This is a genomic window from Solirubrobacter soli DSM 22325, assembly GCF_000423665.1.
Classification (GTDB): Bacteria; Actinomycetota; Thermoleophilia; order Solirubrobacterales; family Solirubrobacteraceae; genus Solirubrobacter; species Solirubrobacter soli.
In genome coordinates, this window is the sequence record NZ_AUIK01000009.1 from 412,452 (window position 1) to 436,958 (window position 24,507).

24 protein-coding genes are annotated in these 24,507 nt (G+C 72.5%); 14 read left to right on the plus strand and 10 right to left on the minus strand.

Going from position 1 to position 24,507, the window contains the following annotated elements:
• Window positions 1-6 precede the first annotated feature (6 nt).
• Window positions 7-759 carry an NHL repeat-containing protein gene (locus G569_RS0109065; RefSeq protein WP_169542102.1) on the minus strand — a complete coding sequence of 251 codons (753 nt, stop codon included), beginning with the start codon at window positions 757-759 and terminating at the stop codon, window positions 7-9.
• 31 nt (window positions 760-790) lie between these two features.
• The gene (locus tag G569_RS0109070; RefSeq protein WP_028063181.1) at window positions 791-1,924 is read right to left on the minus strand and encodes a sensor histidine kinase; all 1,134 of its coding nucleotides are present in this window, start codon (window positions 1,922-1,924) and stop codon (window positions 791-793) included.
• 70 nt (window positions 1,925-1,994) lie between these two features.
• Here G569_RS0109070 and G569_RS46815 point away from each other — a divergent pair, with 70 nt between their 5' ends.
• The 11 genes from G569_RS46815 (at window position 1,995) to G569_RS0109125 (ending at window position 11,964) form a co-directional block, all read left to right on the plus strand.
• Window positions 1,995-2,669, plus strand: coding sequence for a hypothetical protein (locus G569_RS46815; protein WP_157591915.1), 675 nt, complete (start codon window positions 1,995-1,997; stop codon window positions 2,667-2,669).
• A gap of 16 nt (window positions 2,670-2,685) precedes the next feature.
• Complete coding sequence (locus G569_RS63725; protein ID WP_028063182.1) at window positions 2,686-2,910, plus strand: SH3 domain-containing protein; 225 nt, start codon at window positions 2,686-2,688, stop codon at window positions 2,908-2,910.
• Window positions 2,907-4,085 (plus strand): RNA polymerase sigma factor, encoded by a 1,179-nt coding sequence (locus tag G569_RS57565; RefSeq protein ID WP_169542103.1) that lies wholly within the window; start codon window positions 2,907-2,909, stop codon window positions 4,083-4,085. Before G569_RS63725 ends, G569_RS57565 begins: the two co-directional genes overlap by 4 nt.
• Before the next feature lie 162 nt (window positions 4,086-4,247).
• Complete coding sequence (locus G569_RS46825) at window positions 4,248-4,520, plus strand: hypothetical protein (protein ID WP_028063183.1); 273 nt, start codon at window positions 4,248-4,250, stop codon at window positions 4,518-4,520.
• A 25-nt stretch (window positions 4,521-4,545) separates the two neighbouring features.
• Window positions 4,546-5,058, plus strand: a complete 513-nt coding sequence (locus G569_RS0109095; protein WP_028063184.1) for an Rv0361 family membrane protein — start codon at window positions 4,546-4,548, stop codon at window positions 5,056-5,058.
• A 335-nt stretch (window positions 5,059-5,393) separates the two neighbouring features.
• Window positions 5,394-6,272 carry an ABC transporter substrate-binding protein gene (locus G569_RS0109100; RefSeq protein ID WP_037495368.1) on the plus strand — a complete coding sequence of 293 codons (879 nt, stop codon included), beginning with the start codon at window positions 5,394-5,396 and terminating at the stop codon, window positions 6,270-6,272.
• Complete coding sequence (locus G569_RS46830; RefSeq protein WP_053226083.1) at window positions 6,273-7,127, plus strand: amino acid ABC transporter permease; 855 nt, start codon at window positions 6,273-6,275, stop codon at window positions 7,125-7,127.
• Window positions 7,124-7,876 (plus strand): amino acid ABC transporter ATP-binding protein, encoded by a 753-nt coding sequence (locus G569_RS46835; protein ID WP_053226084.1) that lies wholly within the window; start codon window positions 7,124-7,126, stop codon window positions 7,874-7,876. Before G569_RS46830 ends, G569_RS46835 begins: the two co-directional genes overlap by 4 nt.
• A 19-nt stretch (window positions 7,877-7,895) precedes the next feature.
• Window positions 7,896-8,402, plus strand: coding sequence for a hypothetical protein (locus G569_RS0109115; protein ID WP_028063186.1), 507 nt, complete (start codon window positions 7,896-7,898; stop codon window positions 8,400-8,402).
• Window positions 8,327-10,252 carry a Na+/H+ antiporter NhaA gene (gene nhaA, locus G569_RS46840; protein ID WP_245602454.1) on the plus strand — a complete coding sequence of 642 codons (1,926 nt, stop codon included), beginning with the start codon at window positions 8,327-8,329 and terminating at the stop codon, window positions 10,250-10,252. Before G569_RS0109115 ends, nhaA begins: the two co-directional genes overlap by 76 nt.
• Window positions 10,253-10,365: 113 nt before the next feature.
• On the plus strand, window positions 10,366-11,964 hold the full coding sequence (locus G569_RS0109125) for an alpha/beta hydrolase family protein (protein WP_028063187.1): 1,599 nt from the start codon (window positions 10,366-10,368) through the stop codon (window positions 11,962-11,964).
• On the opposite strand, the gene G569_RS0109130 is transcribed toward G569_RS0109125, so the two are convergent.
• The 3 genes from G569_RS0109130 to G569_RS0109140 form a co-directional block, all read right to left on the minus strand.
• Entirely contained in the window at window positions 11,948-13,288 is a 1,341-nt protein-coding gene (locus tag G569_RS0109130) for a hypothetical protein (RefSeq protein WP_157591918.1), read from the minus strand. The two genes, G569_RS0109125 and G569_RS0109130, sit on opposite strands and share 17 nt — an antisense overlap.
• Window positions 13,289-13,350: 62 nt before the next feature.
• Complete coding sequence (locus G569_RS0109135; protein ID WP_028063189.1) at window positions 13,351-14,373, minus strand: alcohol dehydrogenase catalytic domain-containing protein; 1,023 nt, start codon at window positions 14,371-14,373, stop codon at window positions 13,351-13,353.
• A gap of 2 nt (window positions 14,374-14,375) precedes the next feature.
• A complete protein-coding gene (locus tag G569_RS0109140) occupies window positions 14,376-17,267 on the minus strand; it encodes a helix-turn-helix transcriptional regulator (RefSeq protein ID WP_028063190.1) in 2,892 nt (963 codons plus the stop codon).
• A gap of 79 nt (window positions 17,268-17,346) precedes the next feature.
• On the opposite strand from G569_RS0109140, the gene G569_RS62370 reads away from it, so the two are divergent.
• Both G569_RS62370 and G569_RS0109150 read left to right on the plus strand, forming a co-directional pair.
• On the plus strand, window positions 17,347-17,589 hold the full coding sequence (locus tag G569_RS62370; RefSeq protein ID WP_028063191.1) for a hypothetical protein: 243 nt from the start codon (window positions 17,347-17,349) through the stop codon (window positions 17,587-17,589).
• A gap of 15 nt (window positions 17,590-17,604) precedes the next feature.
• Window positions 17,605-19,146 carry an MFS transporter gene (locus G569_RS0109150; protein WP_028063192.1) on the plus strand — a complete coding sequence of 514 codons (1,542 nt, stop codon included), beginning with the start codon at window positions 17,605-17,607 and terminating at the stop codon, window positions 19,144-19,146.
• Here G569_RS0109150 and G569_RS46845 read toward each other — a convergent pair.
• Both G569_RS46845 and G569_RS0109160 read right to left on the minus strand, forming a co-directional pair.
• The gene (locus tag G569_RS46845; RefSeq protein ID WP_084284537.1) at window positions 19,097-20,233 is read right to left on the minus strand and encodes a sensor histidine kinase; all 1,137 of its coding nucleotides are present in this window, start codon (window positions 20,231-20,233) and stop codon (window positions 19,097-19,099) included. The two genes, G569_RS0109150 and G569_RS46845, sit on opposite strands and share 50 nt — an antisense overlap.
• 5 nt (window positions 20,234-20,238) lie before the next feature.
• The gene (locus tag G569_RS0109160) at window positions 20,239-21,333 is read right to left on the minus strand and encodes a sensor histidine kinase (RefSeq protein ID WP_028063193.1); all 1,095 of its coding nucleotides are present in this window, start codon (window positions 21,331-21,333) and stop codon (window positions 20,239-20,241) included.
• Window positions 21,334-21,945: 612 nt separating this feature from the next.
• On the opposite strand from G569_RS0109160, the gene G569_RS66300 reads away from it, so the two are divergent.
• Window positions 21,946-22,605 carry a response regulator gene (locus G569_RS66300; RefSeq protein WP_028063194.1) on the plus strand — a complete coding sequence of 220 codons (660 nt, stop codon included), beginning with the start codon at window positions 21,946-21,948 and terminating at the stop codon, window positions 22,603-22,605.
• Here G569_RS66300 and G569_RS0109170 read toward each other — a convergent pair.
• From G569_RS0109170 to G569_RS46850, 3 genes are all read right to left on the minus strand, one after another.
• Complete coding sequence (locus G569_RS0109170; RefSeq protein WP_028063195.1) at window positions 22,598-22,804, minus strand: hypothetical protein; 207 nt, start codon at window positions 22,802-22,804, stop codon at window positions 22,598-22,600. The two genes, G569_RS66300 and G569_RS0109170, sit on opposite strands and share 8 nt — an antisense overlap.
• Before the next feature lie 50 nt (window positions 22,805-22,854).
• Window positions 22,855-23,160, minus strand: coding sequence for a hypothetical protein (locus tag G569_RS0109175; RefSeq protein ID WP_028063196.1), 306 nt, complete (start codon window positions 23,158-23,160; stop codon window positions 22,855-22,857).
• Between the two features lie 168 nt (window positions 23,161-23,328).
• Window positions 23,329-24,456 carry a GAF domain-containing sensor histidine kinase gene (locus G569_RS46850; RefSeq protein WP_169542104.1) on the minus strand — a complete coding sequence of 376 codons (1,128 nt, stop codon included), beginning with the start codon at window positions 24,454-24,456 and terminating at the stop codon, window positions 23,329-23,331.
• Window positions 24,457-24,507: the final 51 nt, after the last annotated feature.

The window sequence follows — 24,507 nt, forward strand, 5'->3', positions numbered from 1 at the left end:
GCCTCATCAGCCCTGAAGGCGGGCGATTGCCGGGTACGACTGTCCCTGGTCCTCGCGCCCGATGAATTCGTCGTCGTAACTCTGACCCGCGATGACGATCCGGCCGCGGTCGTCGATCGCCACGTGATCCGCCGTGGAGCTGACGATGTTCACGCCGCGCACCAACCCGAGGCGCTTGACGGCGATGCCGCGCGAACCGAAGGATCGGTCGAGTCGCCCGCGCGCGCTGAACCTGAGCACCGCGGCATCGCGCTTGTAGTCCCGCGGATGCCGGTCGCCCGCTGCGACAAGGCGGCCACGGCGGTCGCGAGCGATGGCGTTGATCGCCGCCGACTGGACGATGATCACGCCGCCGTCTCCGAACCGCCGGTCGGGTTGCCCGTCCGCCCGGACGCGGGCGATGAACCCTGCGCGCGAGCCGGCCTGCCCGGCGATGAGCAGCGTCCCGCCTGGTCCCGCGGCGAGCGTGCGGGGGCGGTCCGACAACCAGTCGGGTCCGATGTCAAGACCGAAGCCGGGCAGCTGTCGGCCCTGCGGGTCGAGGGCGGTGAGCCAGTCGTCCCAGCTCAGGAAGTACGCGCTGCCGTCGCGCTTGACCACGATGTCCTCGACGAGTCCGTCCAGGCCGAGGAACACGGTGCCATAACTCGCGTCACGCTCGCCGGTCGGTAGGAAGCGCACAGCGGCGGTCCGCCCTGAGCTCGCGGAGGTGTAGCCCGCGACGATCGCCCTGCCGCTCGCGTCCACGCCGAAACCCACGATCAACAACGTCCGAAGCGGTGAAAAGATGCTACGCGGCGCGGACGCCCGCGCGGAACTTCGGGACGAGCATGCGGACCACGGTTCCCTCTCCCGGCGTGGACTCGACCTCCAACCCGTACTCGGGGCCGAAGGTCGACTGCAGGCGGGCGTGGACGTTCGCCAGCCCGATCCCCGCGCCGCGGCCCGCGAGCGCCGCCGCGGCGTCCTCCTCGCTCATGCCCGCGCCCCCGTCCTTGACGGTCAGCTCGACGTCGACGTCGAGGTCCGCGCCGAGGATCTCGACGCGGCACGGGCCGGGCGCGGACTCGACCCCGTGGCGGACCGCGTTCTCCACCAGCGGCTGCATCGACAGCACCGGGACGACCGCGGTCAGCACCTCGGGCGCGACGCTCACGCGCACGTCGAGCCGGTCGCCGAAGCGGGCCTGCTCCAGTCGCAGGTACTTCTGGACGTAGTGCAGCTCGTCGGCGAGTGTCACGTAGGAACGGTTCCCGCGGAACGCGTAGCGCGTGAACTCGGCGAACTCGGTCAGCAGCTCGCGCGCCTCCTCCGGGCGGGTATGGATCGAGTTGGCGACCGCGGCGAGCGCGTTGTAGATGAAGTGCGGCGAGATCTGCGCGCGCAGCGCCCGCAGCTCGGCCTGGGCCAGGCGCTGCTCCTGCGCGGCCAGGAAGGAGAGCTCGACCTGCGCGGACACGAGCGACGCGACCTCGGTCACCACGCGCGTGTCCTCCGGCCGCAGGCGCCGCTCCGGCCCGTAGAACGCGGCGAGGCGCCCGATCCGCTCGCCTTGGACGAGCAGCGGCGCCACCACCGTGTGCCCGTACGGGGCGGGGCCGTGCACGACCGCGACCCGCTCGGAGTCCGGCAGCCAGTCGCCGTCGGTCGCGGGCAGCCCGTCGGCGGCGAGCACCTCGCCGCCCGCGTCGATCATCACCCCCGCCGCCTGCGTCAGCGCGTGCAGGTGGCCGATCGCCTTCCCCGCCGACTCGCGGGTGAGCCCGCGGCGCAGGTGCGGGAGCGTCGCGGCCGCCGCGTGCAGCGCCGAGCGCACGCCTTCCTCGCCCGGCGCGAGCACGCGTCGCGGCGCCGCCAGCCTGCGCCACGCGAGCGCCGAGGCGGTCAGCACGATGCCGAGCAGCACACCGAGCAGGACGTCCACCCGGCGAGGATACGGCCGCGTCACGACACAAGAGCCGGAACACCCGGGCGCTCACGTCAGTCACACCTACGTGATCCACTCCCGATTCGCGGTCGCCACGGCCGCCGCCGCCATGACCGCCGCGCTCGCGCCCGCCGCCGCGCTCGCCGACACGATCGACACCGACAAGTCGTTCGAGCTGCAGTCGAACACCACCCGCGAGATCGTCGTGCCGATCGACGGCCTCGGCCAGGCCTACAACGTGCTCACCCCGTGCTTCGGCTTCGAGGTCAAGGGTCCCGGGGTCGACCTCGCGGGCGCGAACCTCGAGACGTTCGGCCCCGCCTACCCGGAGGACGCGAGCCTGCCCGACGGCGGCATCCCCGGCGCGCAGCGCCAGCCGGACGGCAGCTTCGTCATCCCCGAGTCCGTGGCGGTGCTGAACGCCGAGGTCCTGCGCATGGGCGCGAACTGCCGCAGCGTCGGCTGGGACTTCTACGGCGCTGACGGCGAGCCGCAGCTGGACGCCTACGGCAACCCGCTGACCTCGAACACCGCGAAGGCCAAGGCCGCCTCCAAGCGCAAGCGCGCCGCGGCGCGCAAGCAGATGAGCCGCAAGATCGTCGGCCGCGCCGCGCAGCAGGGGCCGGTCACGGTGACGTTGGCCGGCCTGCGCGAGCGCACGTTGGTCCTGCGCATCACCACCGGCCAGCTGATCGGGACGACGACGGTCTCCGCGCACGCGCGTGTCCTTCGCCAGAACTAGCGTCATCGCGCTGGTCATGCTCGCCGTCGCCGCCACTCCGGCGGCGGCGGCTGCGGGCAACCGCGAGATCTGCGTCGACAAGGTGTCGGTCTACGACGCGCCCGGCGGCTTCGTGATCGCGTACCTGTACCGGCCGCAGAAGCTCAGAGTGCTCGGCACCGCGCGCCGCAAGGCGTGGTCGCTCGTGCGCTTCGACGACGGCCCGCGCGGGTGGATCCCGACCCGGAAGATCTGTCGGTGAAGGACGCGGAGCTCGTCCGCCGGTTCCGGGCCGGTGACCAGGCCGCGTGGGAGGCGCTGGACCGCCGCTACCGGGGGCCGCTCGAGCGCTTCGCGCGGCGGATGCTGCACGACGTCGCTCCCGGCCAGGTCGAGGACGTCGTGCAGGAGGCGCTGTGGCGGGCGCACCGCGCGCTGATGCGCGACACGCGGGTGCTCGAGCTGCGGCCGTGGCTGTACCGGCTGACGCGCAACTGCTGCCTGGACGAGCGCGCGCGGGTGCGGACGGACGCGGTCGAGCTCGAGCGCGCGGCGGGCGTCGCCGACCGCGCCGACGGGCCGGCCGCCACGGTCGAGCGCCGCGGGGCGCTGCGCACGCTGCTCGACGACGTCTCGCGGCTGCCCGAGCTGCAGCGTCACGCGCTTCTGCGCCGGGAGCTCGACGGGCTCTCCCATGACGAGCTCGCGGCCGAGCTCGGCCTGAGCGCGGGCGCGACCCGCAGCCTCGTGCATCGCGCCCGCGGCGCCCTCACCCGCGCCGCCGAGGGGCGCGCGCTCGGATGCGGTGACGTCCGCTCGGACATCTTCGACGCGCACGACGGCCGTCGCCGTCCCACCGCGCGCACGCTGCGCCACCTCGCCACCTGCCCGACGTGCCGCGCCCTGCAGTCCGCGCTGCGTTCGCAGCGGCGCTCGCTCGCGGCGCTCGCCCCGCCCGTGGGTCTGCTGGCGGCGCTCGGCGGCCTCGGCTTCGCCGGCTGGCAGGCCAAGGCGACCGCGATCGGCACCACGGCGGTCGTCGCCGCGGGCGTCTCGGCCGAGCTCTTCGAGGCCGGCGATCCGTCCCCGCTGGCGATGCAGTCGATCGCGCTGCCCGGCAAGCGGGTCGCGGCGGGCGCGCCGCTCCCCGACGGCGTCGCGGTGGTGCGCGGCGAGGTCCGCTACCCGGACGTGCGCCGGGTGACGCTGTCCTGCCCGCCGGGGCTGCGGCTCGCCGACCTGCTCCCGCCCGAGGGCGGCCGCGTCAGCGCGCACTACGGGGAGACGACCACGATCGGGGCCGACCACTCCGGCGAGATCGTCCTCACGGGCCGGGCACGGGACGTCGACGTGACGGTCGCGGCGCTCTGCCGCCGCCCGGACGCCGGCGGCTCGCTCGTCGACCCGTCCAACGCCTCCACGCGTGATCGCGGATGATGCGCGGCGATGGGCCGCCCGATCCACTGGGCCGTTCCGGGCGCCGGCACCATCGCCCCGGCGCTTCGCCTTCCAGAGCCCGTGGTCGTCGCAGGCCGAGTTGACCGGCGAACAGGCGTCCTGGCTCGACCTCGAGCAGCAGGCGAGCGATACGGTCTCGCGATGTTGCACATCTCACATCACGAGCGAGTCGAAGGGCATCCGCATCGGTGGCATGTGTTCGTGCATGGCCGCGACCAGCCGATCCCGGTCGAGCTCGACCCCGAGGAGCGCCGCAGCCTCGAGCTGACCGACGACGAGATCCACGCGCTCCTGCCCAGCGCGCTGGAGCGCCACCACACCGAGAACCGTGACGACATGCTCCCGGGCGAGGAGTACCACGACGCGACCTGGGATGCCCCGGTCCGCATCATGCAGACGCACTTCAACGCTTGAGCCCGCGGCGGAGTAGTTTCCGCGAATGACGACTGCACCAGAGCCGGCGCCGGACTTCGTACAGCCGCAAGCGCCCACGCCGCCGAAGCGGCGCTGGGGGCGCATCATCCTGATCGTCGCCGCGTCGGTGATCGCGCTGATCGTCGTGCTCATCGTCGGTCTGGTGCTGCTCGTCAACTCGTCGACCAAGGACGCACAGAAGGTGTCCGACCAGCTCGTCACCGCGATCCAGGCCGGCGACGGAGCCAAGGCGTACTCGCTCACCAGTCCGTCCTTCCAGGAGGCGACGACCCAGGCGCAGGTCGCCGAGCTCGCGCAACGCCTCTCCAAGGTCGTCACCGCCGAGAAGCGTTCGCCCGACGGCAAGTCGATCAACGCGAGCACCGACACGGGCAAGATCGCCGTCTTCACCTACACGATGAAGGGCGCCAACGGCAAGCCGGTCTACTTCAAGACCCAGATCCGGGACGAGGACGGCGGATGGCGGGTGCTGAGCTTCCAGAGCTCTGAGAAGGAGCTCAACACCGACGTGGAGTAGCGGGCTAGGTGGGTGAGGGCGCCGCGGGCGCGATGCACGAGGCTGCGGGTCGCGCCCGCGCTCAGGGTTCGTCAGGAACGCGCGCGCCGGCGGAGCGTGGAGGCGCATGTCCGACGCGTTGCCCACCGTGAGCTCCTCGCAGTCTCCGCGCACGAACGAGAACACCCCGTTGTCAGGCGCGGCGCTGTCGAGGCCCGCTCACCGCCGGCGAGCGAGTCGTCGCCCGCGCCGCCGCGAGAAGGATCACGTTCATCCCGCCCCTCAGGATGACTCCCGGCCGTGGCTGACGCGCCGGCTGTCGCATTACGGGAGGGAACCCGCAAATCGGACGCCTGATGACGCGATGGTTCGCGGTCCCGAGCGGTGGGACGCTGCGCCGCATGAACCTGAAGCACCTCCTGATGCCGCTTCTCGCCACCTCCGTCCTGGTCGCCGCCTGCGGTGGTTCCACCGACAAGACGGACGCGCCGACCACGTCCCGGGCCACGCTCACGGTCGCGACCGACGCGAGCTATCCGCCGATCGAGTTCATGGGCGCCGACGGCAAGACGATCCAGGGCATGGACGCGGACCTGGCAAAGGCGCTCGGCGCCAAGCTCGACATGGACGTCCGGATCCAGCACGCGCCGTTCGACAGCATCCTGCCGGGCCTGAGCACGAAGAAGTTCGACGTCGGCATGTCGGGCTTCACGGACACGAAGGAGCGGGAGGAGACGTTCGACTTCGTCACCTACTTCACCGCCGGCACCTCGTTCCTCGTCAACGGCGCCGGTGGGCCCGCGATCAACACGCTCGACGACCTCTGCGGGCACTCCGTGGCGTTGTCGAAGGGCACCACGCAGGTCGACGACGCGACGGCGCAGAGCAAGAAGTGCGCCGCCGCCGGCAAGCCCGCGGTGAGGATCATGACGTTCCCGGACCAGCCGGGCGCGAACCTCGCCGTCATCAGCGGGCGCGCGGAGGTCGGCATGGCCGACTCGCCCGGCGCCGCCTACCAGGCGAAGCTCTCCGGCGGCAAGCTGAAGGTCGTCGGCCAGCCGTACGGCACGGCGCCGTACGGCATCGCGCTGCCCAAGGGCAGCCCGCTCGTCCAGCCGATGCAGAACGCGATGAAGGCGCTGATCGCCGACGGCACGTACGGCAGGATCCTCGCCAAGTACGGGATCGAGTCCGGCGCGATCGCGCAGCCTCTGGTCAACCAGGCCGCGCACTAAGTGGACACGATCGATGCGGTCCCGGTCCGTCGGCCGGGACGCTGGATCGCCGCCGTCGCCGTCGCCCTCGTGGCGGCGGCGGTGGTGCGGTCGGTCGCCACCAACCCGCGGTTCGAGTGGGACGTGGTCGGCGACATGCTCTTCTCCGACCGCATCCTGCGGGGGCTGGCGCTGACGCTCGAGCTGACGGCGATCGCGATGGTCGCGGGCGTGGCGCTCGGGATCGTCGTCGCCGTCGCGCGGATGTCGCCGAACAAGCTGCTCGCCGGCGCGGGCGGCTTCTACGTGTGGCTGTTCCGCGGCACCCCGGTGCTCGTCCAGTTGCTGTTCTGGAACTTCATCGCCGCGCTGTACCCGACCATCGAGATCGGCCCGATCCACGCCGACGCGAACACGCTGATCACGCCGTTCATGGCCGCGGTCCTCGGCCTCGCGCTCAACGAGGCGGCGTACATGGCGGAGATCGTCCGCGCCGGGATCGTGTCGGTGCCGGATGGTCAGACCGAGGCCGCGTCGGCGCTCGGGATGTCGCGGGTGCAGACGCTGCGCCGGATCGTGCTCCCGCAGGCGATGCGCGTGATCGTCCCGCCGACCGGCAACGAGACGATCTCGATGCTCAAGACCACGTCGCTGGTGAGCGTGATCGCGTCGAGCGACCTGCTCTACAGCGCGCAGCTCATCTACTCGCAGAGCTTCGAGCAGATCCCGCTGCTGATCGTGGTCTGCATCTGGTACCTCGCGATCACGACGCTGCTCTCGCTCGGGCAGGCGGCGTTGGAGCGCCGCTACGGGCGCGGCGTCCGCCGCGTGCGGGCCGAGAGGCCGATGCGGCTGAGGTTGGCGGTGGCGCGATGATCGTCGCGACGAACGTGCACAAGCGGTACGGCAAGCTGGAGGTGCTGCGCGGCATCGACCTGACCGTCGAGCGCGGCGAGGTCACCTGCCTGATCGGCCCGTCGGGCTCGGGCAAGTCGACCTTCCTGCGCTGCGTGAACCGGCTGGAGCGCATCCAGGCCGGCCGCCTGACCGTCGACGGCGAGTTCATGGGCTACAAGACCAAGCGCGGCCGGCTGCATGAGCTGCGCGAGGACGAGATCGCCGTCCAGCGCTCGCAGATCGGGATGGTGTTCCAGCACTTCCATCTGTTCGCGCACATGACCGCGCTCGAGAACGTCATCGAGGCGCCGATCCGGGTGCGCAAGCTCCGACGCGAAGACGCCGTCGCGCGCGGCAGCGAGCTGCTCGCCCGCGTCGGGCTCGAGGACAAGCTCGACAGCTACCCGTCGCAGCTCTCGGGCGGCCAGCAGCAGCGCGTCGCGATCGCCCGCGCGCTGGCGATGGAGCCGAAGCTGATGCTGTTCGACGAGCCGACGTCCGCGCTGGATCCCGAGACGGTCGGCGAGGTGCTCGACGTGATGCGCGACCTCGCCGCCGACGGCATGACGATGCTCGTCGTCACGCATGAGATGGGCTTCGCCCGCGAGGTCGCCGACACGGTCGCGTTCATGGACGACGGCCGCGTGATCGAGCTGGGCACGCCCGAGGAGGTGCTCGAGCACCCCGATCACCCGCGCACGCGAGAATTTCTCGCCCGCGTGCTGTGAGTTCTGGGACTCTGCGCGGATGCCAGTACGGACTCCTCTGACCCTCGCGGCCGTCCTCGGCGGCCTGATCCTCCTGCCCGCCACCCACGCGTCGGCCACCACGTGCGACGCGGAGACGACGCAGAACTTCCTGCTCGCGTCCGACGCGTTGACCCAGGACGACATCGACGGCGGCGTGGTGGTGAACCTCGTCCGCTGCGGTGACGTGACCGGCGACGGCGCCTCCGACGTCGTCTACACGCTCTCCAGCGGCGGGACCGCCGGCGACACGCAGTTCGGCGTGATCAAAGGCAACGCCGACGGCACGCTGAGCGGGCGGATCCTCAACAAGAAGGGCTACAAGGTCGGCATCGCCCGGCACAACAGCAAGTCGTTCGATGTCATGCAGCCGTTCTACAAGTCGACCGATCCGAACTGCTGTCCGAGCTCGTTCCGGCAAACTCGGTACACGTGGAACGGGACGCGATTCAAGGCCGGCAAGGCGAAGAAGCTCAAGAAGGCGCCCGCGCGCTTCTACCGGCCGTAGACAACGGCGGGCGGACCGCCTGGGCGCGGAACCTCGCCGCGCCCATCCGCAGCTACCTGCACGACGAGACCGGCGGGGCCGTCGTGCTCGTGGCGGCGGTGGTCGTCGCGCTGCTGTGGGCCAATCTCTCGCCGGACTCCTACACCTCGGTGTGGGAGACCCGGCTGGCGATCTCGATCGGCGACCACACGCTCGCCGCCGACCTGCGCGGGTGGGTCAACGAGGGCCTGATGACGCTGTTCTTCCTCGTCGTCGGGCTCGAGGCCAAGCGCGAGCTCGACCTCGGCGAGCTGCGTGAGCGCACGCGGCTCGCGATCCCGGTGGTGGCGTCACTGGGCGGGATGACCTGCGGCGCGGCCGTGTATCTGGCGCTCAACGCCGGCGGCGACGGCGCGGTGGGATGGGGCGCGGCCGTCTCGACCGACACCGCGCTGGCGCTCGGCGCGCTCGCGTTGCTCACCCGCGGGCGCGCGATCCGCCTGCGCGTGTTCCTGCTGACGGTCGTCGTGATCGACGACCTCGCGGCGCTGCTGGTGATCGCGCTCGGCTACTCCGAGGACATCTCCGTGACGGCGCTGCTCGTCGCCATCGGGCTCTTCGGGGTGCTGATCGCCCTGCGCTGGGCGGGCTCGTGGCGCGGCCCGGCGGCGGTGATCACCGGCGTCGGCATCTGGTTCGCGATGTTCGAGTCGGGCGTCGACGCGGTCATCGCCGGCCTCGCGATCGGGCTGATCACGAGCGCCTACCCGCCGCCGCGCGACCAGCTCGAGCGCGGCACGGAGCTCGCGCGCTCGTTCCGCGAGCAGCCGACGCCCGAGCTGGCCTACGCGGCGCGCGCCTCGCTGGCGTCGGCGATCTCCCCCAACGAGCGCCTGCAGTACCGCCTGCATCCGTGGACGAGCCGCGTGATCGTTCCGCTGTTCGCGATCGCCAACGCGGGCATCGTGATCGACGGCGGGCTGCTCGGGGACGCGATGACGTCGCCGATCACGCTCGGGATCATCGCCGCGTACGTGATCGGCAAGCCCGTCGGCATCCTCGGCGCGACCTGGCTCGCGACACGCATGGGCCGGCAGCTGACCGTGACCTGGCCCGTGCTGGTCGGCGCGGCCGCGTCGGCGGGCATCGGCTTCACGGTGTCGCTGTTGGTCGCGACGCTGGCGTTCAAGGGCGAGCTGCTGGAGGAGGCCAAGTTCGGCGTGCTCGCGACCGCGGTCATCTCACCGGCCGTGGCCTGGGTCGCGTTCCAGGTCGTGCGCCGGCTGCCCGCCGACGTGCGCGCCCGCCAGCTGGGCAACACCGCGGAGACGATCGTCGACCTCGCCGACGACGTCGACCCCGAGCACGACCACATCCGCGGCAACCCGGACGCGCCGGTCACGCTGCTCGAGTACGGCGACTTCGAGTGCCCGTACTGCGGCGCGGCGGCGCCGATCGTTGAGCGGCTGCTGGAGAAGGTCGACCTGCGCTACGTGTTCCGTCACCTTCCGTTGACGGACGTGCACCCGAACGCGCAGACCGCCGCCGAGGCCGCTGAGGCCGCCGCCGCGCAGGGCCGTTTCTGGGACATGCACGACCGCCTCATCACCCACCAGGACGCGCTGGCGCCGGCCGACCTCTACCGCCACGCCGCCGATCTCGGGCTCGACCTCGACCGCTTCTCCGACGACGTCCGCCGCCGCCGCTATGCGCCGCGCGTCGCCGACGACGTCCGCAGCGCCGACGCGTCGGGCGTCTCAGGAACGCCGACCTTCTTCATCAACGGCCGCCGCCACCTGGGCGTGTACGACGAGGCGACGCTCGCGCAGGCCGTCAAGGCCGCCGCGCGGACCGCCGTCGTCCGCACATAAAACTCGTAGAACGCACGGGTTGACACCGGTGAGGCATGTCGAAGATGCTCGGCATGTCTCGATGAGTGTCCAAGGAGGGTCGGATGATCAGGATCGTTCGTTTGGTCGCTGTCATGGCCGTGTTCACCGTCGGGATGGCCGCGCCCGCTGCGGCGCAGGTCGGCCATAGGGTCGAGACGCTCGTCGTACCGGGGTCGACGCAGAACGAGCCCCGGCCGGTCAAGGTGCACCTCTGGTATGCCGCCGAGACGGGGGCGTACAACGCGGCGGCGAAGACGACGTACACCTCCGCGCTCAACGGTGTCCCGCTCGGGCCCAGCTCGGACCCGCTGTCCTGGAGGATCGACGCCGAGGTGGCGCGCGAGACCTCGACGCTCGCGCCCGGCGGCCCGCTGCCCGTGATCGTGTTCTCGCACGGCGCGGTCAACGACCCGATCGACTACGCGTGGACCTTGGAGCTGATCGCGCGCAGCGGCTTCATCGTCGCCGCTCCGTACCACGTCGGAAACACCCAGGACGACGTACGGATCGACGAGGCCAACAAGATCCCCGGCACATCGATCCCGTGTACCGACGGACGTCCTGCTCCCTGCTCGCGCGGCGATGTCCCGCGCAGCCTCCAGGACCGCGCCCGCGACGTCAGCGCGGTCATCGATGCGCTGCCGCGCTGGTTCGGCACCCGCGCGGACACGGCCAAGATCGGCGTGATGGGCCATTCGCGCGGGACGCTCACCGCGCTCAGCGTCGCCGGCGGGAGCACCGCGATCGGCTTCGCCCCCGACCCCCGCGTGCGCGCGATCATGGGGATGGCGATCGGCGCGCGCAACTTCCGCGACATGCTCGACCTCGCCAAGGTGACCGTTCCCACGTTGCTGGTCGCCGGCGCCAAGGACCGCAACACCGCCGCGGCGATCAGCGAGGAGACGATCAACACGCCCCTGATCTCGAGCGCCGACAGGCGCGTCCTGGTCCTGCCCGACGCGGTCCACCGCAGCTTCGACTCGACCTACTGCGCCCAGTTGCAGGCCGGGGGTGGGATCGCCGCGACCAACTCGCGGGCGCGCATGGACGCCTACAACGTCCCGCTGATCGGGTCCTCTGCGCCCGGCGGCATCTCCGGCAAGGCCGTCCACTACTGCGCGGAGCGCTTCCTCACGACGCCGGTCGACATCCGTCCGCAGCTCCTGGCGCTGGCCACGGCCACGCCGAGCTCGGAGTTCCCGCCGGCGCTGAATGACGTCTGCAAGGTCACGACGATCCCGTGCACGGGGATGGACACCGACGCGGTCAAGCAGCAGATCGTCACGCTCGCCGTGGACTTCTTCAGCTCGCGGCTCGCGCGCGCGGCCAACGGCGACGTGGGCGGAACCGTCCCCGCGACGCTCTCGCTGACGCTGGGCCCGAACGCGAGCTTCGGCGCGTTCGCGCCGGGCGTCGACAAGGACTACACGGCCTCGACGACGGCGACGATCATCTCGAGCGCGGGCGACGCGACGCTCAGCGTCGCTCCGACCCCGGCCTACCTGATGAACGGCACGTTCGCGCTGCCCTCGGCGCTGCAGGTGACGTTCTCGAAGTCGACGTGGACCGCACCGGTCTCCAACGAGCAGGTGACGGTCACCTTCAAGCAGCACATCGGGAGTACCGATGCGCTGCGCACCGGGAGCTACAGCAAGACGTTGACGTTCACGCTGTCTACGACATCGCCATAGCGTCGTCCGGCTCGGGTTCCTGCTCGAGCTCGGCGTGCTTCGGCGGCGGAGGCGGTGGCGGCAGCTTCGAGATCGAGTCCTCGAGGTGGCCGCCGCCGCTGTAGCCGGGGACGCCGGCCTTCTGCGATTCACCCGTCAGGCCGGAGGGAGCGGAGCCACGCTTCTTGGCGTCGGTCTCGAGCGAGCCGGTGCCGACGGTCGCCTCGTGGGACCCGGACACGGCCTGGTCGGGCACGTCGTACTGGGCGCGCAACGCCGCCGCGTGGGCGCCGAGCTCGTCCTTGTGCTTGCCGAACCAGCCGTCGATGCGCCCTTTCAGCGAGCGGTCGCCGGCGATCTCGATGGTGACCTTCTTCGTCTTGGGCTTCCTGTTCTCGTCGACGCCGTCGGCCACGTCGGTCTCGTACTTGCCGCCGAGGTTGGTCGCGGTGTAGAGCTCCGAGCTGGAATGCGTGCTGCGCAGCTTGATCGCACGCCGCTTCAGCAGCGCCGCCGGGTTGCTCGACGCCTTGATGCGCACGAGGTCGGCGTCGAGCCACGTCTCCACGAGATCGCCGATGATCTTGGTCTCGTTCGGCCCGTTGATGCCGTCGAAGAGGAACAGCGGCGGCTGGTTGAACCACTCGTCGTCGTTCGCCGGCGCCTTGGCCGTCAGCTTCGTGGCCGCGGCGACCGCGGGGCGGCCGCCGCCGCTGTGGCCGGAGACCACGATCCGGCCCTGGGTGATCGCCGGCACCGAGAGCTGGGACGCCGCCTTCGCGAGCGCCTCGGTGACGTAGGCCTGCGGGTCGGCGATGCCGAACGTCGCCGCGTTGGTCCCCTGGGGCAGCACGCCGACCATGTTGCGGCCGCTGTGCGCGAGCTGCTGCTCGATCCGGTCGACCTCGACGTCGTGCACCGCGCCCGCGGCTCCGCGCGCCGCGTCGTCGGTCTTGCGCTCCCGGTAGCCGAGGTTGCCCATCCCGTGAAAGAACAGCAGCACGTCCGGGTTGGCCTTGACGTCCACGCTGTTGGGGACGACGACGACCGCCTTGCCGGCGGCGCCCTCGGCGCTCTGCGACTTCACGTCCGGGTCCTGGTTGCCCGCGGCGAGGCCCGTGACGGGCACGCGCTTGGTGCCGGCGACGTCGCGCGTGGTCTCGTTCCACCCGCCCGCCCGCGGCGGATCGCCGTCCTTGTCCTTGCGCTGCAGCAGCTGCGCCACCGCGGCATTCCCCGCGCCGCGCTGCAGCGCGAGCACCCGCGCCGCCGGGTCCGGCTTCGGCGCCGGCGCGCGGAGCGACTCCTCAGCCCCGCGCCTCGGGTTCATACGCTCCCGAGTCATCACGGCGCCAGCCTCCCAGATCCCCCCGGGCGCCGGGGAAAACCTAAAGGGGCCTGACCCCTTTAGGAAGTGAGGATGAGCTTGGTCGGGAGTTCCGCCAGGGCGGACTCGGCGTCGTCGAAGCCGACGACGGCGCTCGTCACCGCCGCGGGGTCCAGGCGGCCGTCGGCGATCAGCGCGAGGACGTCGGGGATCAGCGCGCGAGCGTGGCAGCGCCCGGTGTGCAGCGTGCAGCCGCGCGTGTACATCTCCAACAGCGGGAGCGGCGTCGCGGGCTCGAAGTAGATCGCGACGCTCGTGCACGTGCCGTCCGCGGCGGTCGAACGCAGCGCCGTGTGGAGCCCGTCGTGGTCACCGGACGCGTCGACGGTGATCGCGAAGCGCCCGAGCTTGGCGGGCCAGCCGCCGGCGACGGCGATCGGCTCGGCGCCCAACGCGGCGGCCTGCTCGAGCCGGCCGGGATCCGTGTCGGCGTAGGCGACGCGCCCGGCGCCGAGGGCCTTCGCGCACGCCGCCGCGTAGAGGCCGATGCTGCGCGCCCAGCCGCCGACGACGAGGACATCCGCTCCCGGCGCCTGCGCCAGCGGTGCGGCGACGGCGCGATAGCCGTCGGGCACGTTGTCGGCGACGCTGGCGAGCGCCACCGGGTCGAGCCCGTCGGGCAGCGGCAGCAGCATCGCGTCCGCGAACGGCACGCGCAGCAGCTCGGCGAGCGCGCCGCCCCACGCCCCGCCGAGCGGCTGCATCCCGTACGCCGACCCGCGCGGGACGGTGCGGCAGCTGCCGGTGTGGCCGGCCGCGCAGGCGGGGCAGTCGCCGCACGAGATCTGAAACGGCACGACGACGATGTCGCCGGGCGTCACGCTCCCCACCGCGTCGCCGATCTCGACGACCTCGGCGACGCACTCGTGACCGAGCGCGAACGGCTCCGCGATCGGCACCACCCCGGACAGGAAGGCCGCGTCGAGGTCGCACATCGCCACCGCGAGCGGGCGGACGAGCGCCTCACCGTCGCCCTGCAGGCGCGGAGCGGTCGCCTCCGTCCAGCGCACCGAACCCGGCCCCACGATCTCGAGCTGTCGCACGATCAGGGCCTCCGCTGCGCCGACTCGACCGTTCGCGCGAGTTCGGCGCGGGAGGAGACATCGAGCTTGCGGAAGATGTTGCGCATATGGCTCTCCACGGTCTTCAGGCTGAGGAACAGCTCGTCGGCGATCTGCTGGTTGGTGTGGCGGTCGACGACGAGTCGGGCCACCTCGAGCTCACGGCCGGTGAGCGATGCGACGCCGCTGTCGGCCGCCCCGGGCCGGGTCCGGCGGTGAACGGTGCGCCCGAGTTGGCGCAGCTGTTGCTCGGTGGCGCTGCGGTGCGGGAACGCGCCGCGGGCGTCGAACGCGGCGCAGGCCAGTTCGAGCTGCGTGGCCGCGGAGTCCCGGTCGCCGGCTTCGGCGAGGGCCCGCGCCGCGAGCGGGCGGGTGAGGGCGACCTCGATCTCGGCGCCGGCCCGCTCGCCGGCCGCGATCGCGTCGAGCGCGTCGCGCACGGCGGTGACGGGGTCGCCCGCGTCGAGTGCGACCGCGGCGGCGATCCGGCGCGCCCACAGCGTCGCCATCGGGAGCCCGAGCGCGGCGGCGTGCGCGTCCGCACGGGCGGCGATCCCGACGGCGTCGTCGCGCCGGCCGAGGTCGAGGTAGGCGAGGGCGAGGGCCTCGTAGGAGATCAGCCGCCACGCACCCGGGACGGCGTTGAGGCGGTCGGAGGAGGCGAGGACCTCGATCGCGCGCTCGCTGCGGCCCGCGGCGACTGCCGCGCGGGCGACCGCGAGCGCCGCCCAGGCGGACAGGACGCTCTCGTCGAGGCGCTCGATCAGCTCCAGCGCCTCGTCGGCCATCGTCATCGCATCGCGCGCGTCACCGGTGGCCACGGCGAGCAGCGCGCGGTTGCGCAGCATCCACGCCGTGCTCTGCGTGACCCCCGCGAGCCGTGCCGCTTCCAGGCCGGCGTCGAGCACGTCCGCGGCCTCGGCCAGACGTCCGCGCAGCAGGTGCGCCGCGCCGATCGCGGGGATCAGCGTCGGGTGAAGGTGACCGGCGGCCCGCCCCAGGGCCAGCGCCCGCTCGCCGTGGCGGCACGCCTCGTCGTATCGATCCAGGAACGTGCCCGCTGAACACAGGTAGGCGAGCGCGTCGCTGCGTGCGCCGAGCTCGGCGTCGGGCATCGCGGCGACGAGCGCCGAGGCCTCGGCGTACGCGCGCTCGGCTTCCGGGATCCTGCCTGCGACGGCGTGGCCGAGCGTCACCAGCGCCGCGCTCGCGGCGATCAGCGGGCGATCGCCGAGGTCCCGCGCTCCGGCCTGCGCCCGGCGCGCCCACGCCAGGAGCGCGTCGGTGTCGGAGCGGAACAGGGCATCGACGGCGAGCTCGAGCATCAGCGAGATCGCGTCCGCCGCGGTCGGCTCGGGAAGCTCGCCGAGGCAGGCGAGCAGCCGCGCGTGTGCCTCGGCGTGACGACCGAGCAGCCGCTCGACGCCCGCGCACGCCGTGACGAGCTGGACCCGCAGGCCCACCGCGTCGGCCGGGGCGACGGCGATGCACTCCACGAGATCGGCGTGGCTCTCCGCGAGCCGCCCCTGCGCGGCGAGCGCCCGCGCGCGTGTGAGCAGCAGACCGACCCGTTGCTCGGTCGGAGCGTCACCGGGGAGGATGCGCAGCGCCGCCGACAGCCAGCGGGCGGCGCTCGCCGGGGCACGCAGCAGCCCGGCCATGCCGGCCGCCGCCAACACGGCGACCGCGTCCAGGTCGCCCGGGCGGGCGGCGTACTCGACGTGGTGCGCCCGGGCCGCCGCCGGCGCCCCGCGCTCGCTCAGGCTCGTCGCCGCCCGGCCGTGCGCGCCGAGCAGCCACCCTCCCGGCGTGCTCTCGTAGACGGCGCGGCGGACGAGCGGGTGACGGAAGCGGAACCGCCGCGGGACCTCGGTGGACCGCAGGAGGCCGGCCGCGAGCAGTTCGTCGAACGCGTCCATCGCCGCGGGCTCTTCGACGCCGGCGGCGGCGACCGCCACGTCGGCGTCGAACGGGTCGCCGGTGACCGCGGCGCCCCGCAGCAGCCGCTGCGTCTGTGCGGGCAGCAGGCCGACTTCCTCCGCGAGCGAGGCGAGCACCGCCGCCGGAACGCCCGCGGCGTCGGGCACGGACGGGCCTCCGTCGACCCGCGTGCCGTCGGCGCGCGCCAGCTGCTCGAGGTAGAACGGGTTGCCGCCCGACTCCGCGTAGAGCCGCTCGGCGGCGCCGCGGCCGACGCCGTCGCCGAGCAGCTCCCTCGCCGCTTCCCGCGACAGGCCCGCGACCTCGATCCGGTCCAGGCCGCCGTTGCGCTCGGCGCGATCCAGCGCGGCCCGCAGTCGATCCGGGAGCTGACGAGGGCGTGCGGCCAAGACGATCAGGACCGGGCGGGCGGGGGCGCCGCGGACCAACGCGATGACGAGGTCGACCGACGCGGCGTCCGCCCAGTGGACGTCGTCGAGGACGAGCACGAGCGGCCGCGGGGATGCCAGGCGGGAGAGCAGTTCGCGCATCGCCCGGTGCGCGCGGTAGCGCTCGTCCTGCAGCAGTCGCGATCCGCCGCCGCCCACCTTCGACGCCGACGGCAGCATGTGGGCGATCTCACCCAGCGTCTCGTCGGTCAATCCGGCGAGGACCCGCGGGTCGAGGCCCGCGACGTACTCGTCGAGCGCGTCGACGAAGATCCAGAACGGCAGGTCGCTCTCGAGCTCCGAGGCGCTTCCGTGCAGGACGACGCACCCGCGGGCGACGGCGCGGGCGTCCAACTCCGCCAGCAGCCGGGTCTTGCCGATGCCGGGCTCGCCGCCGATCAGCAGCGGCACCGGCGCACCGCGGCCGAGCGCGTCGAGTGCGAGGTCGACGGCGTTCAGCTCGGACGCGCGCCCCACGAGGCGACGGTCGTCGACCTTCGGTCTCATCTGCCTCAGGGTCCCATCAGGGTCAAGATCAGGGTCGCCCGCCGATGTTGCGTCGTCGCGGACGCGTGAAGCTCGAGGAGTGCCCCGCTTCCTGATCCACCACCGCCATCGCCCTGGCGAGTGCGGGATCGCGTTCATCGCCTTCCGCGGACACGAGAGCGTGCTCCGCCACCGCGCGGCGCTCGCCGCGTGCACGTACGGCGAACACGCGATCTGGTGGGTCGTCGAAGCCGCCGACGAGCAGGACGCGCTCGCGTTGCTGCCGTTCTTCGTGGCGCAGCGTTCGACGGTCACGCGAGTGACCGGCGTCGTCTTCCCCTGACCGCAAGGAGAACCCGTGACACCCGTCCCGTATCCGCAGCGCTGGAAGGCGCTCGGCGTCCTGGCGTTGAGCCTGTTCGTCGTGACCGTCGGCAACACGATCCTCAACGTCGGGCTCCCGACGATCCGCGACGAGCTCGGCGCCGGCGCGAGCCAGTTGCAGTGGATCGTCGACGGCTACCTGCTCGTCTTCGCCGGCCTGCTGCTGACCGCAGGGAGCCTCGGCGACCGCTTCGGCCGCCGCAGGGCGCTCGTCACCGGGCTGATCGTCTTCGGGACCGGTTCGCTGCTCGCGACGTTCTCCGACACGGCCGGCGCGCTGATCGCCTCGCGCGCGCTGATGGGCCTCGGAGCCGCGGGGATCATGCCCACGACACTGTCGATCCTGACGAACATCTTCCCCGCCCACGAGCGTCCGAAGGCGATCGCGATCTGGGCCGCGGTCACGGGCGCCGGCATCGCGGTCGGTCCTGTCACGGGCGGGTGGCTGCTCGAGCACTTCAGCTGGAACAGCCTGTTCTTCGTCAACCTGCCGATCGTCGCCGTGGCGCTCGTGGGCGCGGCGGTGCTCGTGCCGGAGTCGCGTGACCCGGAAGCGCCCAGACTGGACATCCCGGGCGCGGGCCTGTCGATCGCCGCGTTGTCGACGATCGTCTGGGCCGTGATCGAGGCGCCCGAGCACGGCTGGGGCTCGCCGCTGATCCTGATGGCGTCCGGGCTCGGTCTCTCGCTGCTCGCGGGCTTCGTCGCGTGGGAGCGGCGCACGCCACAGCCGATGATCGACGTCAGCGTGTTCCGCAACCTGCGCTTCAGCGCCGCGAGCCTGTCGATCACGTTCGTCTTCTTCGCGCTGATGGGCGTCCTGTTCTTCCTCACGACCTACATGCAGGTCGTGCGCGGCTACAGCGCCCTCGGGACCGGCGTGCGGGTGCTCCCCGTCGCCTTCGGCATGGTGATGGCCTCGCGCCTCTCGGTGAAGCTCGTCCGCAAGGCCGGGACCAAGGTCGTCGTCGCCGGGGGCCTGGCGACGGTCGCCACGGCGCTCGCGATGTACACGGGCTTCGACGTCGACACGTCCTATCCGCGGGTCGCCACCGCGCTGTTCCTCATGGGCACCGGGATGGGGCTCGCCATGGCGCCCGCCACCGAGGCGATCATGGGCTCGCTCCCGAAGGCCAAGGCCGGCGTCGGCTCCGCGATGAACGACGTCGTCCGCGAGGTCGGTGGGACGCTCGGTGTCGCGATCCTCGGCAGCGTGCTCAACAGCCGCTTCACCTCGGCGATGACCGGGCTCGCGCCAGAAGGCGCAGGCGACTCCGTCGGTGCGGCGCACGCGGCCGCCGCCCACCTCGACGCCGCCGGCGCCCGGACATTGATCGACGCGTCCAACCACGCGTTCGTCGACGCCATGGCCACGACGGCCGGGCTCGCCGCGGCCGTCGCGCTCGCCGGCGCGGTGATCGCCGCCGCGCTGCTGCCCGCACGCGCCGGCGCGACGCACAGCGGGCTCACCCCCGCCCGGCGGGAAGCGGCGCTCGCCGCGGGACACGCGCGGTAAGCCGCCAGCCGCCGTCCGGCGCGGGCCCTGACTGGACCCGGCCGCCGCGGGCTCCGACGCGCTCGGAGAGCCCGCGCAGGCCGTTGCCGGTGCCCGTGCCGGCGAGCGTCGGCGAGGACGCGGCGCCGCGGTCGACGATCTCGACGACGAGCGCGTCGGGGTCGCCGCGCAGCGTCGCCGACACGGGCGCGCCGGCGGCGTAGCGCAGCGCGTTCGTCAGCCCTTCCTGGACGACCCGGAACGCGATCTGGGCCACGGCGGGGTCGAGGTCGGCGCAGTCGCCCTCGATGCGAAGGGTCGCGTCGAGCCCGGTGCGGTTCGCGCGCTCGACCAGCTCGCCGATCAGCGTCAGGTCGGGCCCCGGCGCGGGCGTCTCGTCGCCCAGCAGCGCGACCAGACGGTGCATGTCCTGCTCGGCCTCGCGTGCCGCACCCGCGATCGCCTCGAACACCTCGCCGGTGGCGGCCTCGTCGACCTGGACGATCCGCTGCCCCGCGCTGGCCTGCACGACCATCACGCTGATCGCGTGGGCGACGATGTCGTGCAGCTCGGACGCGATCTTGGCCCGCTCGTACCGGACCGAGAGCTGCGCGAACGCGTCGCGCTCCTCCTCGAGCTCGCGGTTGCGCTGGGCGAGCTCGGCGGCGACCAGCTCACGTTCGCGGACGGCCCGCCCGGCGAACCACACGGCAGGGATGGCGACCACGAAGATGCCTTCGACGCGGCCCAGCAGCCCCCACCCGGCGGCGGTCGCGGCGAGCAGCACTCCGACCGCCCACCAGCGCGGGTCGTTGCGGCCGGCGACGAAGGCGTGGGCGCAGACCAGCAGGGTCGAGACGACACCGTCGCCGCCTGGGGTCTCCCCGAGCGCGCCGCTCACCACCATCACGACCGCCGCGAACGCCCACGTGGCGCGCGGCCACGGGCGCGATGCCCCGAGCGCCGCGCCGAGGACGATCGCCGAGAGGAACGCCGGGTCCTCGCTCCAGATGAGGGTCGCGGCGGCGGCGCCCGCTGCGCCCGCGGCGGCGATCGCCAGGTCGCGCAACCTAAAGGTGCCTGACCCCTTTAGGTTTTCGCGCCGCATCGTGGTCAGACCGTGACGAGGCTGGGCAGCGACACCACGGCTTCGGCACGGCCGCGCGCCGCGGTCGTGCGCAGCGTGCCGGAGTGCAGCGCGACGCGCTCGCGGGCACGCTCGAACGCCGCTGCGCTGCCGCGGCCGGACACGATCAGCTCGAGCGCGTCGTCGGCGAAGACCACCCGCACCTCGACGTCCGGTGCGCCGTGCAGCGCCTCCAGCAATTGCTCGACGATCCGGTACGCGCTGAGCTCGACGGCCGCCGGGAGCACGCGCGGGCGGCCTTCCACCCTCAGACGGGCGTCCGACCCCGCGCTGCGTGCGAGCAGCGCGTCGAGGTGCGTGAGCGTCGGCTGCGGAGCGAGCGGCGCGGCCTCGTCGTTGCGCAGCACGCCCACGATCGCGCGCATGTCCTCGAGGGTGCGTCGCGACCGGTGCTCGATCTCGGCCAATTGCGCGCCCTTGTCCTCGGCGTCGGACTCGGCCAGCGCGGCGAGCTCGCCCAGGCGCTGGTGCAGGAGCGCGTCGAGCTCGGCGGACAGCCGGGCGCGCTCGTCCGCGACCTGCAGGCGCGCGTTCTCGTCGCGCGCGGTGCGCAGCTCGTCCGTGCGCGCGTCGAGTTGCTCGACCATACGGGCGCGGCTGCGGACGACGAGCCCGAGGCCCCAGGCGGCGAACACCAGCGGGATGGTGATGACGACGGAGTCGGGGGTCGCGCCGCTCGGGCCGTCGGTCAGGCAGATCGCGATGCCGATCGCCTGCGCGAGACCGAGCGCGATCCACCGGTCGGTGTCGCTGAGCCGCGCGCCCGCCGAGAAGGCCAGCAGGCCCATGATCGGGATCGTGAACCCGCAACGCACGACGCCGCCGAAGATCGCCCAGTGCACGAGCAGGCCGGCCAGCGTCGCGGCGGTCGCGGCGAGCGGGGCCTTGCGGCGCCACAGCAGCGGGATGGTGACCAGCAGGATGGGCGCGACGGCCCAGCCCGAGACGTCGCCGTACTGTGCGTCGCCGACCTGGCTGTAGACATCGACGACGGCGGCGCCGGAGGCGAGGGCGGCGATGCCGATGTCCAGCGCGCCGATCCGCTCGCGGGGTGAGGCCATGGACGTGATCATCTCGATCAGTGCTCCTGTCGTAAAGGGGACGCCGAGCAGCATCCGGCGCCTCGCCCTTCGCGCCCTCATCCCGCCGGGTGAACCTCGTCGCGCCCGGCTCACCCCGCCGGATGACACGGCCGGCGGGAGCGGCGAAGATGATCGGCGCCGATGGCCTCCGAGGTGGCGACGATCCTCATCACCGGCTCCGACCGGGAGCACTTCGCGGCGTTGCGCGCGCTGGTCGCCGAGCACGGCGGGCGCGAGGTCAGGACCACGGGCGACGGGCTGATGGTCGCGTTCTCCAGTGCGGTCGCGGCGGTGCGTTGCGCGGTCGCGATGCAGCGGGCGAGCGCGCCGCTGCGGATCGGACTCGCGGCGGGCGAGTGCACCACCGACGGCGACGACCTGTTCGGCACGCCGGTGCTGGTCGCGAGCCGGCTGTGCGACACGGCGACGAACGGGGAGATCCTCGCCGGCGACGTCGTGCGTCAGCTCGGCGGGGCGGAGGTGGCGGCGCTGATGGCGCCCGCCGGGACGGTGCGGCTCGCGGGCGTGGCCGAACGGGTCGCGGCGGCGGAGGTGCGCTGGCGCGACGAGGCGCCGCCGCCTCCGGAACCGCTGCGCGCGATCACGGTCGTCGTCGCCGACGATCAGCGGCTCCTGCGCACGGGCTTCCGCGTGATCCTCGACGCCGAGCCCGACATCACGGTCGTGGGCGAGGCGGCCGACGGCCGCGCGGCCGTCGACGTCGTCATGCGGCGCCGGCCGGACGTCGTGCTGATGGACATCCGGATGCCCGAGCTCGACGGCCTGAGAGCCGCCGAGCGCATCCTCGCCGACCCGGACGGGCGGACCGCGGTCGTGATGCTCACGACCTTCGATCTCGACGAGTACATCTACGAGGCGCTGCGGATCGGCGCCTCAGGGTTCCTGCTCAAGGACACGCCGTCGGATCGTCTCCTGGACGCGGTACGTGTCGCGGCGGCGGGGGAGGCGCTGCTCGCGCCGTCGATCACCCGCCGGCTGATCGCGGAGTTCACCGAGGCGGCGCGGCCGGGCGACGACGGTGTCCCGGCGGAGCTCGCGGACCTGACGGCGCGCGAGCTCGACGTGCTGCGCCTGGTGGCGGACGGCCTCTCGAACACCGACATCGCTGCCCGCCTCGTGCTGACCGAGAACACGGTCAAGAGCCACGTGGCGCACGTGCTGGCGAAGCTCGGCCTGCGCGATCGGGTGCAGGCCGTCGTCCTCGCCTATCAGTCGGGCTTCGTTACTTAGTCGCGTCCTCGATCTGCTTCTGAGCGGCGTCGACCTGGGCGTTGACGTCCTGCTGCGCGTCCTTCTGGTACTGGAGCGACTGGCGCGTGATCTCCTTGGCCGTGTCGTTGGCGTCGTTGGACGCGTTGTTGACGACGACGAGGGTGCCGATGCCGAGGACGGCGGAGATGGCGAGAGCGGCGAAGCCACGGATCATCATTTGGGGTCTGGTCCTTTTGGGGTTCGTGGGCGGAGAGAGAGAAAGCGGGACTACTTGGTGGCGGCGGCGATCTGCTCGTTCGCGGCGTCGATCTGCGCGCTGACGTCGTCCTGGATCTGCTTGCTGTTGGCGGCGGCGTCCTTGCTCGCCTGCTCGATCGACTTGTTGACGCCCTCCTGGACGGCCTTGCTCTGCGCGTCGGCGTCCTTCATGGCCTGCTTCTGGTACTCGAGCGACTGGCGGGAGATCTCCTTCGCGGTCTCGTTGGCGTCATTGGAGGCGTTGTTGACGACGACGAGGGTGCCGATGCCGAGGACGGCGGAGATGGCGAGAGCGGCGAAGCCACGGATGATCATTTGGTCTGGTCCTTGCGGTTCGTGTGGGGGAGTGGTGCGACGGGGCGGAAGACTCCCGTTTTCGCGAACCGCTCATCGTCGGGTCAGCCGGTGAATGGCTGGCGGAGAACCGTCGGACGAGGTCGAGAGAACCACCGTAATGAGCGGGGCCCGTGATCCTTGTCCGTCTTAGAGCGTCTCAGGCAACCGCGCGCGGAGCGTCGTCCCGCGGCCGGTCGGACTGTGCAGGTCGAGGCTGCCGCCGAGCGCCTCGACCCGGTCGACGAGCCCGAGCAGTCCGGTGCCGGCGCCGATGTCGGCTCCGCCTTTCCCGTCGTCGGTCACCTCGACCCGCACCGACCCGTTCTCGCGTCGCGCGGTGACCGAGGCCAGGCTCGCGGACGCGTAGCGGACAACGTTCGTCAGGCCCTCGGCGACGACGAAGTAGGCCGCGGCCTCGACCGCTTCCGCGGGACGTGGGTCGAGGTCGACCGTCACGTCGACCGGCAAGGGCGTGCGGTTGGCCAGCGCCGCGAGCGCGGCGCCGAGTCCGTGCTCGGTCAGCACGGCGGGGTGCAGGCCACGGGCCAGCTCGCGCAACTCGGAGAGCGCGTCCGTCAACTCCGCGATCGCGCCGTTGAGCGACGCGCGGGCGAACTCCGGATCGCGCACGAGCCGTCGTTCGGTCAGCCGCAGCGTGATGGCGAGGGCGACGAGCCGCTGCTGCGCCCCATCGTGCAGGTTGCGTTCGAGGCGGCGACGCTCGACCTGCGCGGCCTCGACGAGGCGTTTGCGGGACGCGGCGAGCTGGTCGCGCGCGTCGGCGTTGGCCAGCGCCAGCGCCACGAGCTCCGCGAACGCGGAGACGCGCGACTCGGCGTCGGGCGGGAACGCGGTGTCGCTGGTGGTGCCGACCACGACCGAGCCCCAGAGCGCGCCCTCGACGCTGACCGGCGCGGCGATCGCGGACCGCAGGCCCATCTCGCGCAGGACCGCGTTGACCGTTCCCGGCCCTCCGAAGTCGTCGATCCGCGCCGGCCGACCGGTGAGGTAGACGCGCCCGGACGCGGTGTCGTCGGTCATTGCCACGCGGTAGCCGAGCGACACGAAGTCCGTACGGCCGTCGGTCCAGGCGCCGACGATCGTCCCGTCGCCCCTGTCGAAGCGGACCACGCTGGCGGTATGCGCGCCCAACAGCCGCCCAACCTCCTCGGCCACGGCCGCGAACAGACGGTCGCGCTCGGTTGCGCTCGCCACCAGCACCGCGATCCGCCGCAACGCGGCTTGCTCGTCGAGCAGGCGGGCGAGATCCGTCATCGACGACATTCTCGTGAAAGCTCAGGGTTCCGTCCCGATTGTTGGACCCGA

Coding starts and splice junctions, on each gene's coding strand:
- G569_RS46845 (WP_084284537.1), bottom strand. CDS start 20,233: ATGCGGCGCGAAAACCTAAAGGGGTCAGGCACCTTTAGGTTGCGCGAC.
- G569_RS46825 (WP_028063183.1), top strand. CDS start 4,248: ATGTTGCACATCTCACATCACGAGCGAGTCGAAGGGCATCCGCATCGG.
- G569_RS0109100 (WP_037495368.1), top strand. CDS start 5,394: ATGACGCGATGGTTCGCGGTCCCGAGCGGTGGGACGCTGCGCCGCATG.
- G569_RS0109125 (WP_028063187.1), top strand. CDS start 10,366: ATGGCCGTGTTCACCGTCGGGATGGCCGCGCCCGCTGCGGCGCAGGTC.
- G569_RS0109130 (WP_157591918.1), bottom strand. CDS start 13,288: ATGACTCGGGAGCGTATGAACCCGAGGCGCGGGGCTGAGGAGTCGCTC.
- G569_RS0109160 (WP_028063193.1), bottom strand. CDS start 21,333: ATGGCCTCACCCCGCGAGCGGATCGGCGCGCTGGACATCGGCATCGCC.
- G569_RS46835 (WP_053226084.1), top strand. CDS start 7,124: ATGATCGTCGCGACGAACGTGCACAAGCGGTACGGCAAGCTGGAGGTG.
- G569_RS0109095 (WP_028063184.1), top strand. CDS start 4,546: ATGACGACTGCACCAGAGCCGGCGCCGGACTTCGTACAGCCGCAAGCG.
- G569_RS0109175 (WP_028063196.1), bottom strand. CDS start 23,160: ATGATCATCCGTGGCTTCGCCGCTCTCGCCATCTCCGCCGTCCTCGGC.
- G569_RS63725 (WP_028063182.1), top strand. CDS start 2,686: ATGCTCGCCGTCGCCGCCACTCCGGCGGCGGCGGCTGCGGGCAACCGC.
- G569_RS0109140 (WP_028063190.1), bottom strand. CDS start 17,267: ATGAGACCGAAGGTCGACGACCGTCGCCTCGTGGGGCGCGCGTCCGAG.
- G569_RS0109170 (WP_028063195.1), bottom strand. CDS start 22,804: ATGATGATCCGTGGCTTCGCCGCTCTCGCCATCTCCGCCGTCCTCGGC.
- G569_RS46850 (WP_169542104.1), bottom strand. CDS start 24,456: ATGACGGATCTCGCCCGCCTGCTCGACGAGCAAGCCGCGTTGCGGCGG.
- G569_RS0109115 (WP_028063186.1), top strand. CDS start 7,896: ATGCCAGTACGGACTCCTCTGACCCTCGCGGCCGTCCTCGGCGGCCTG.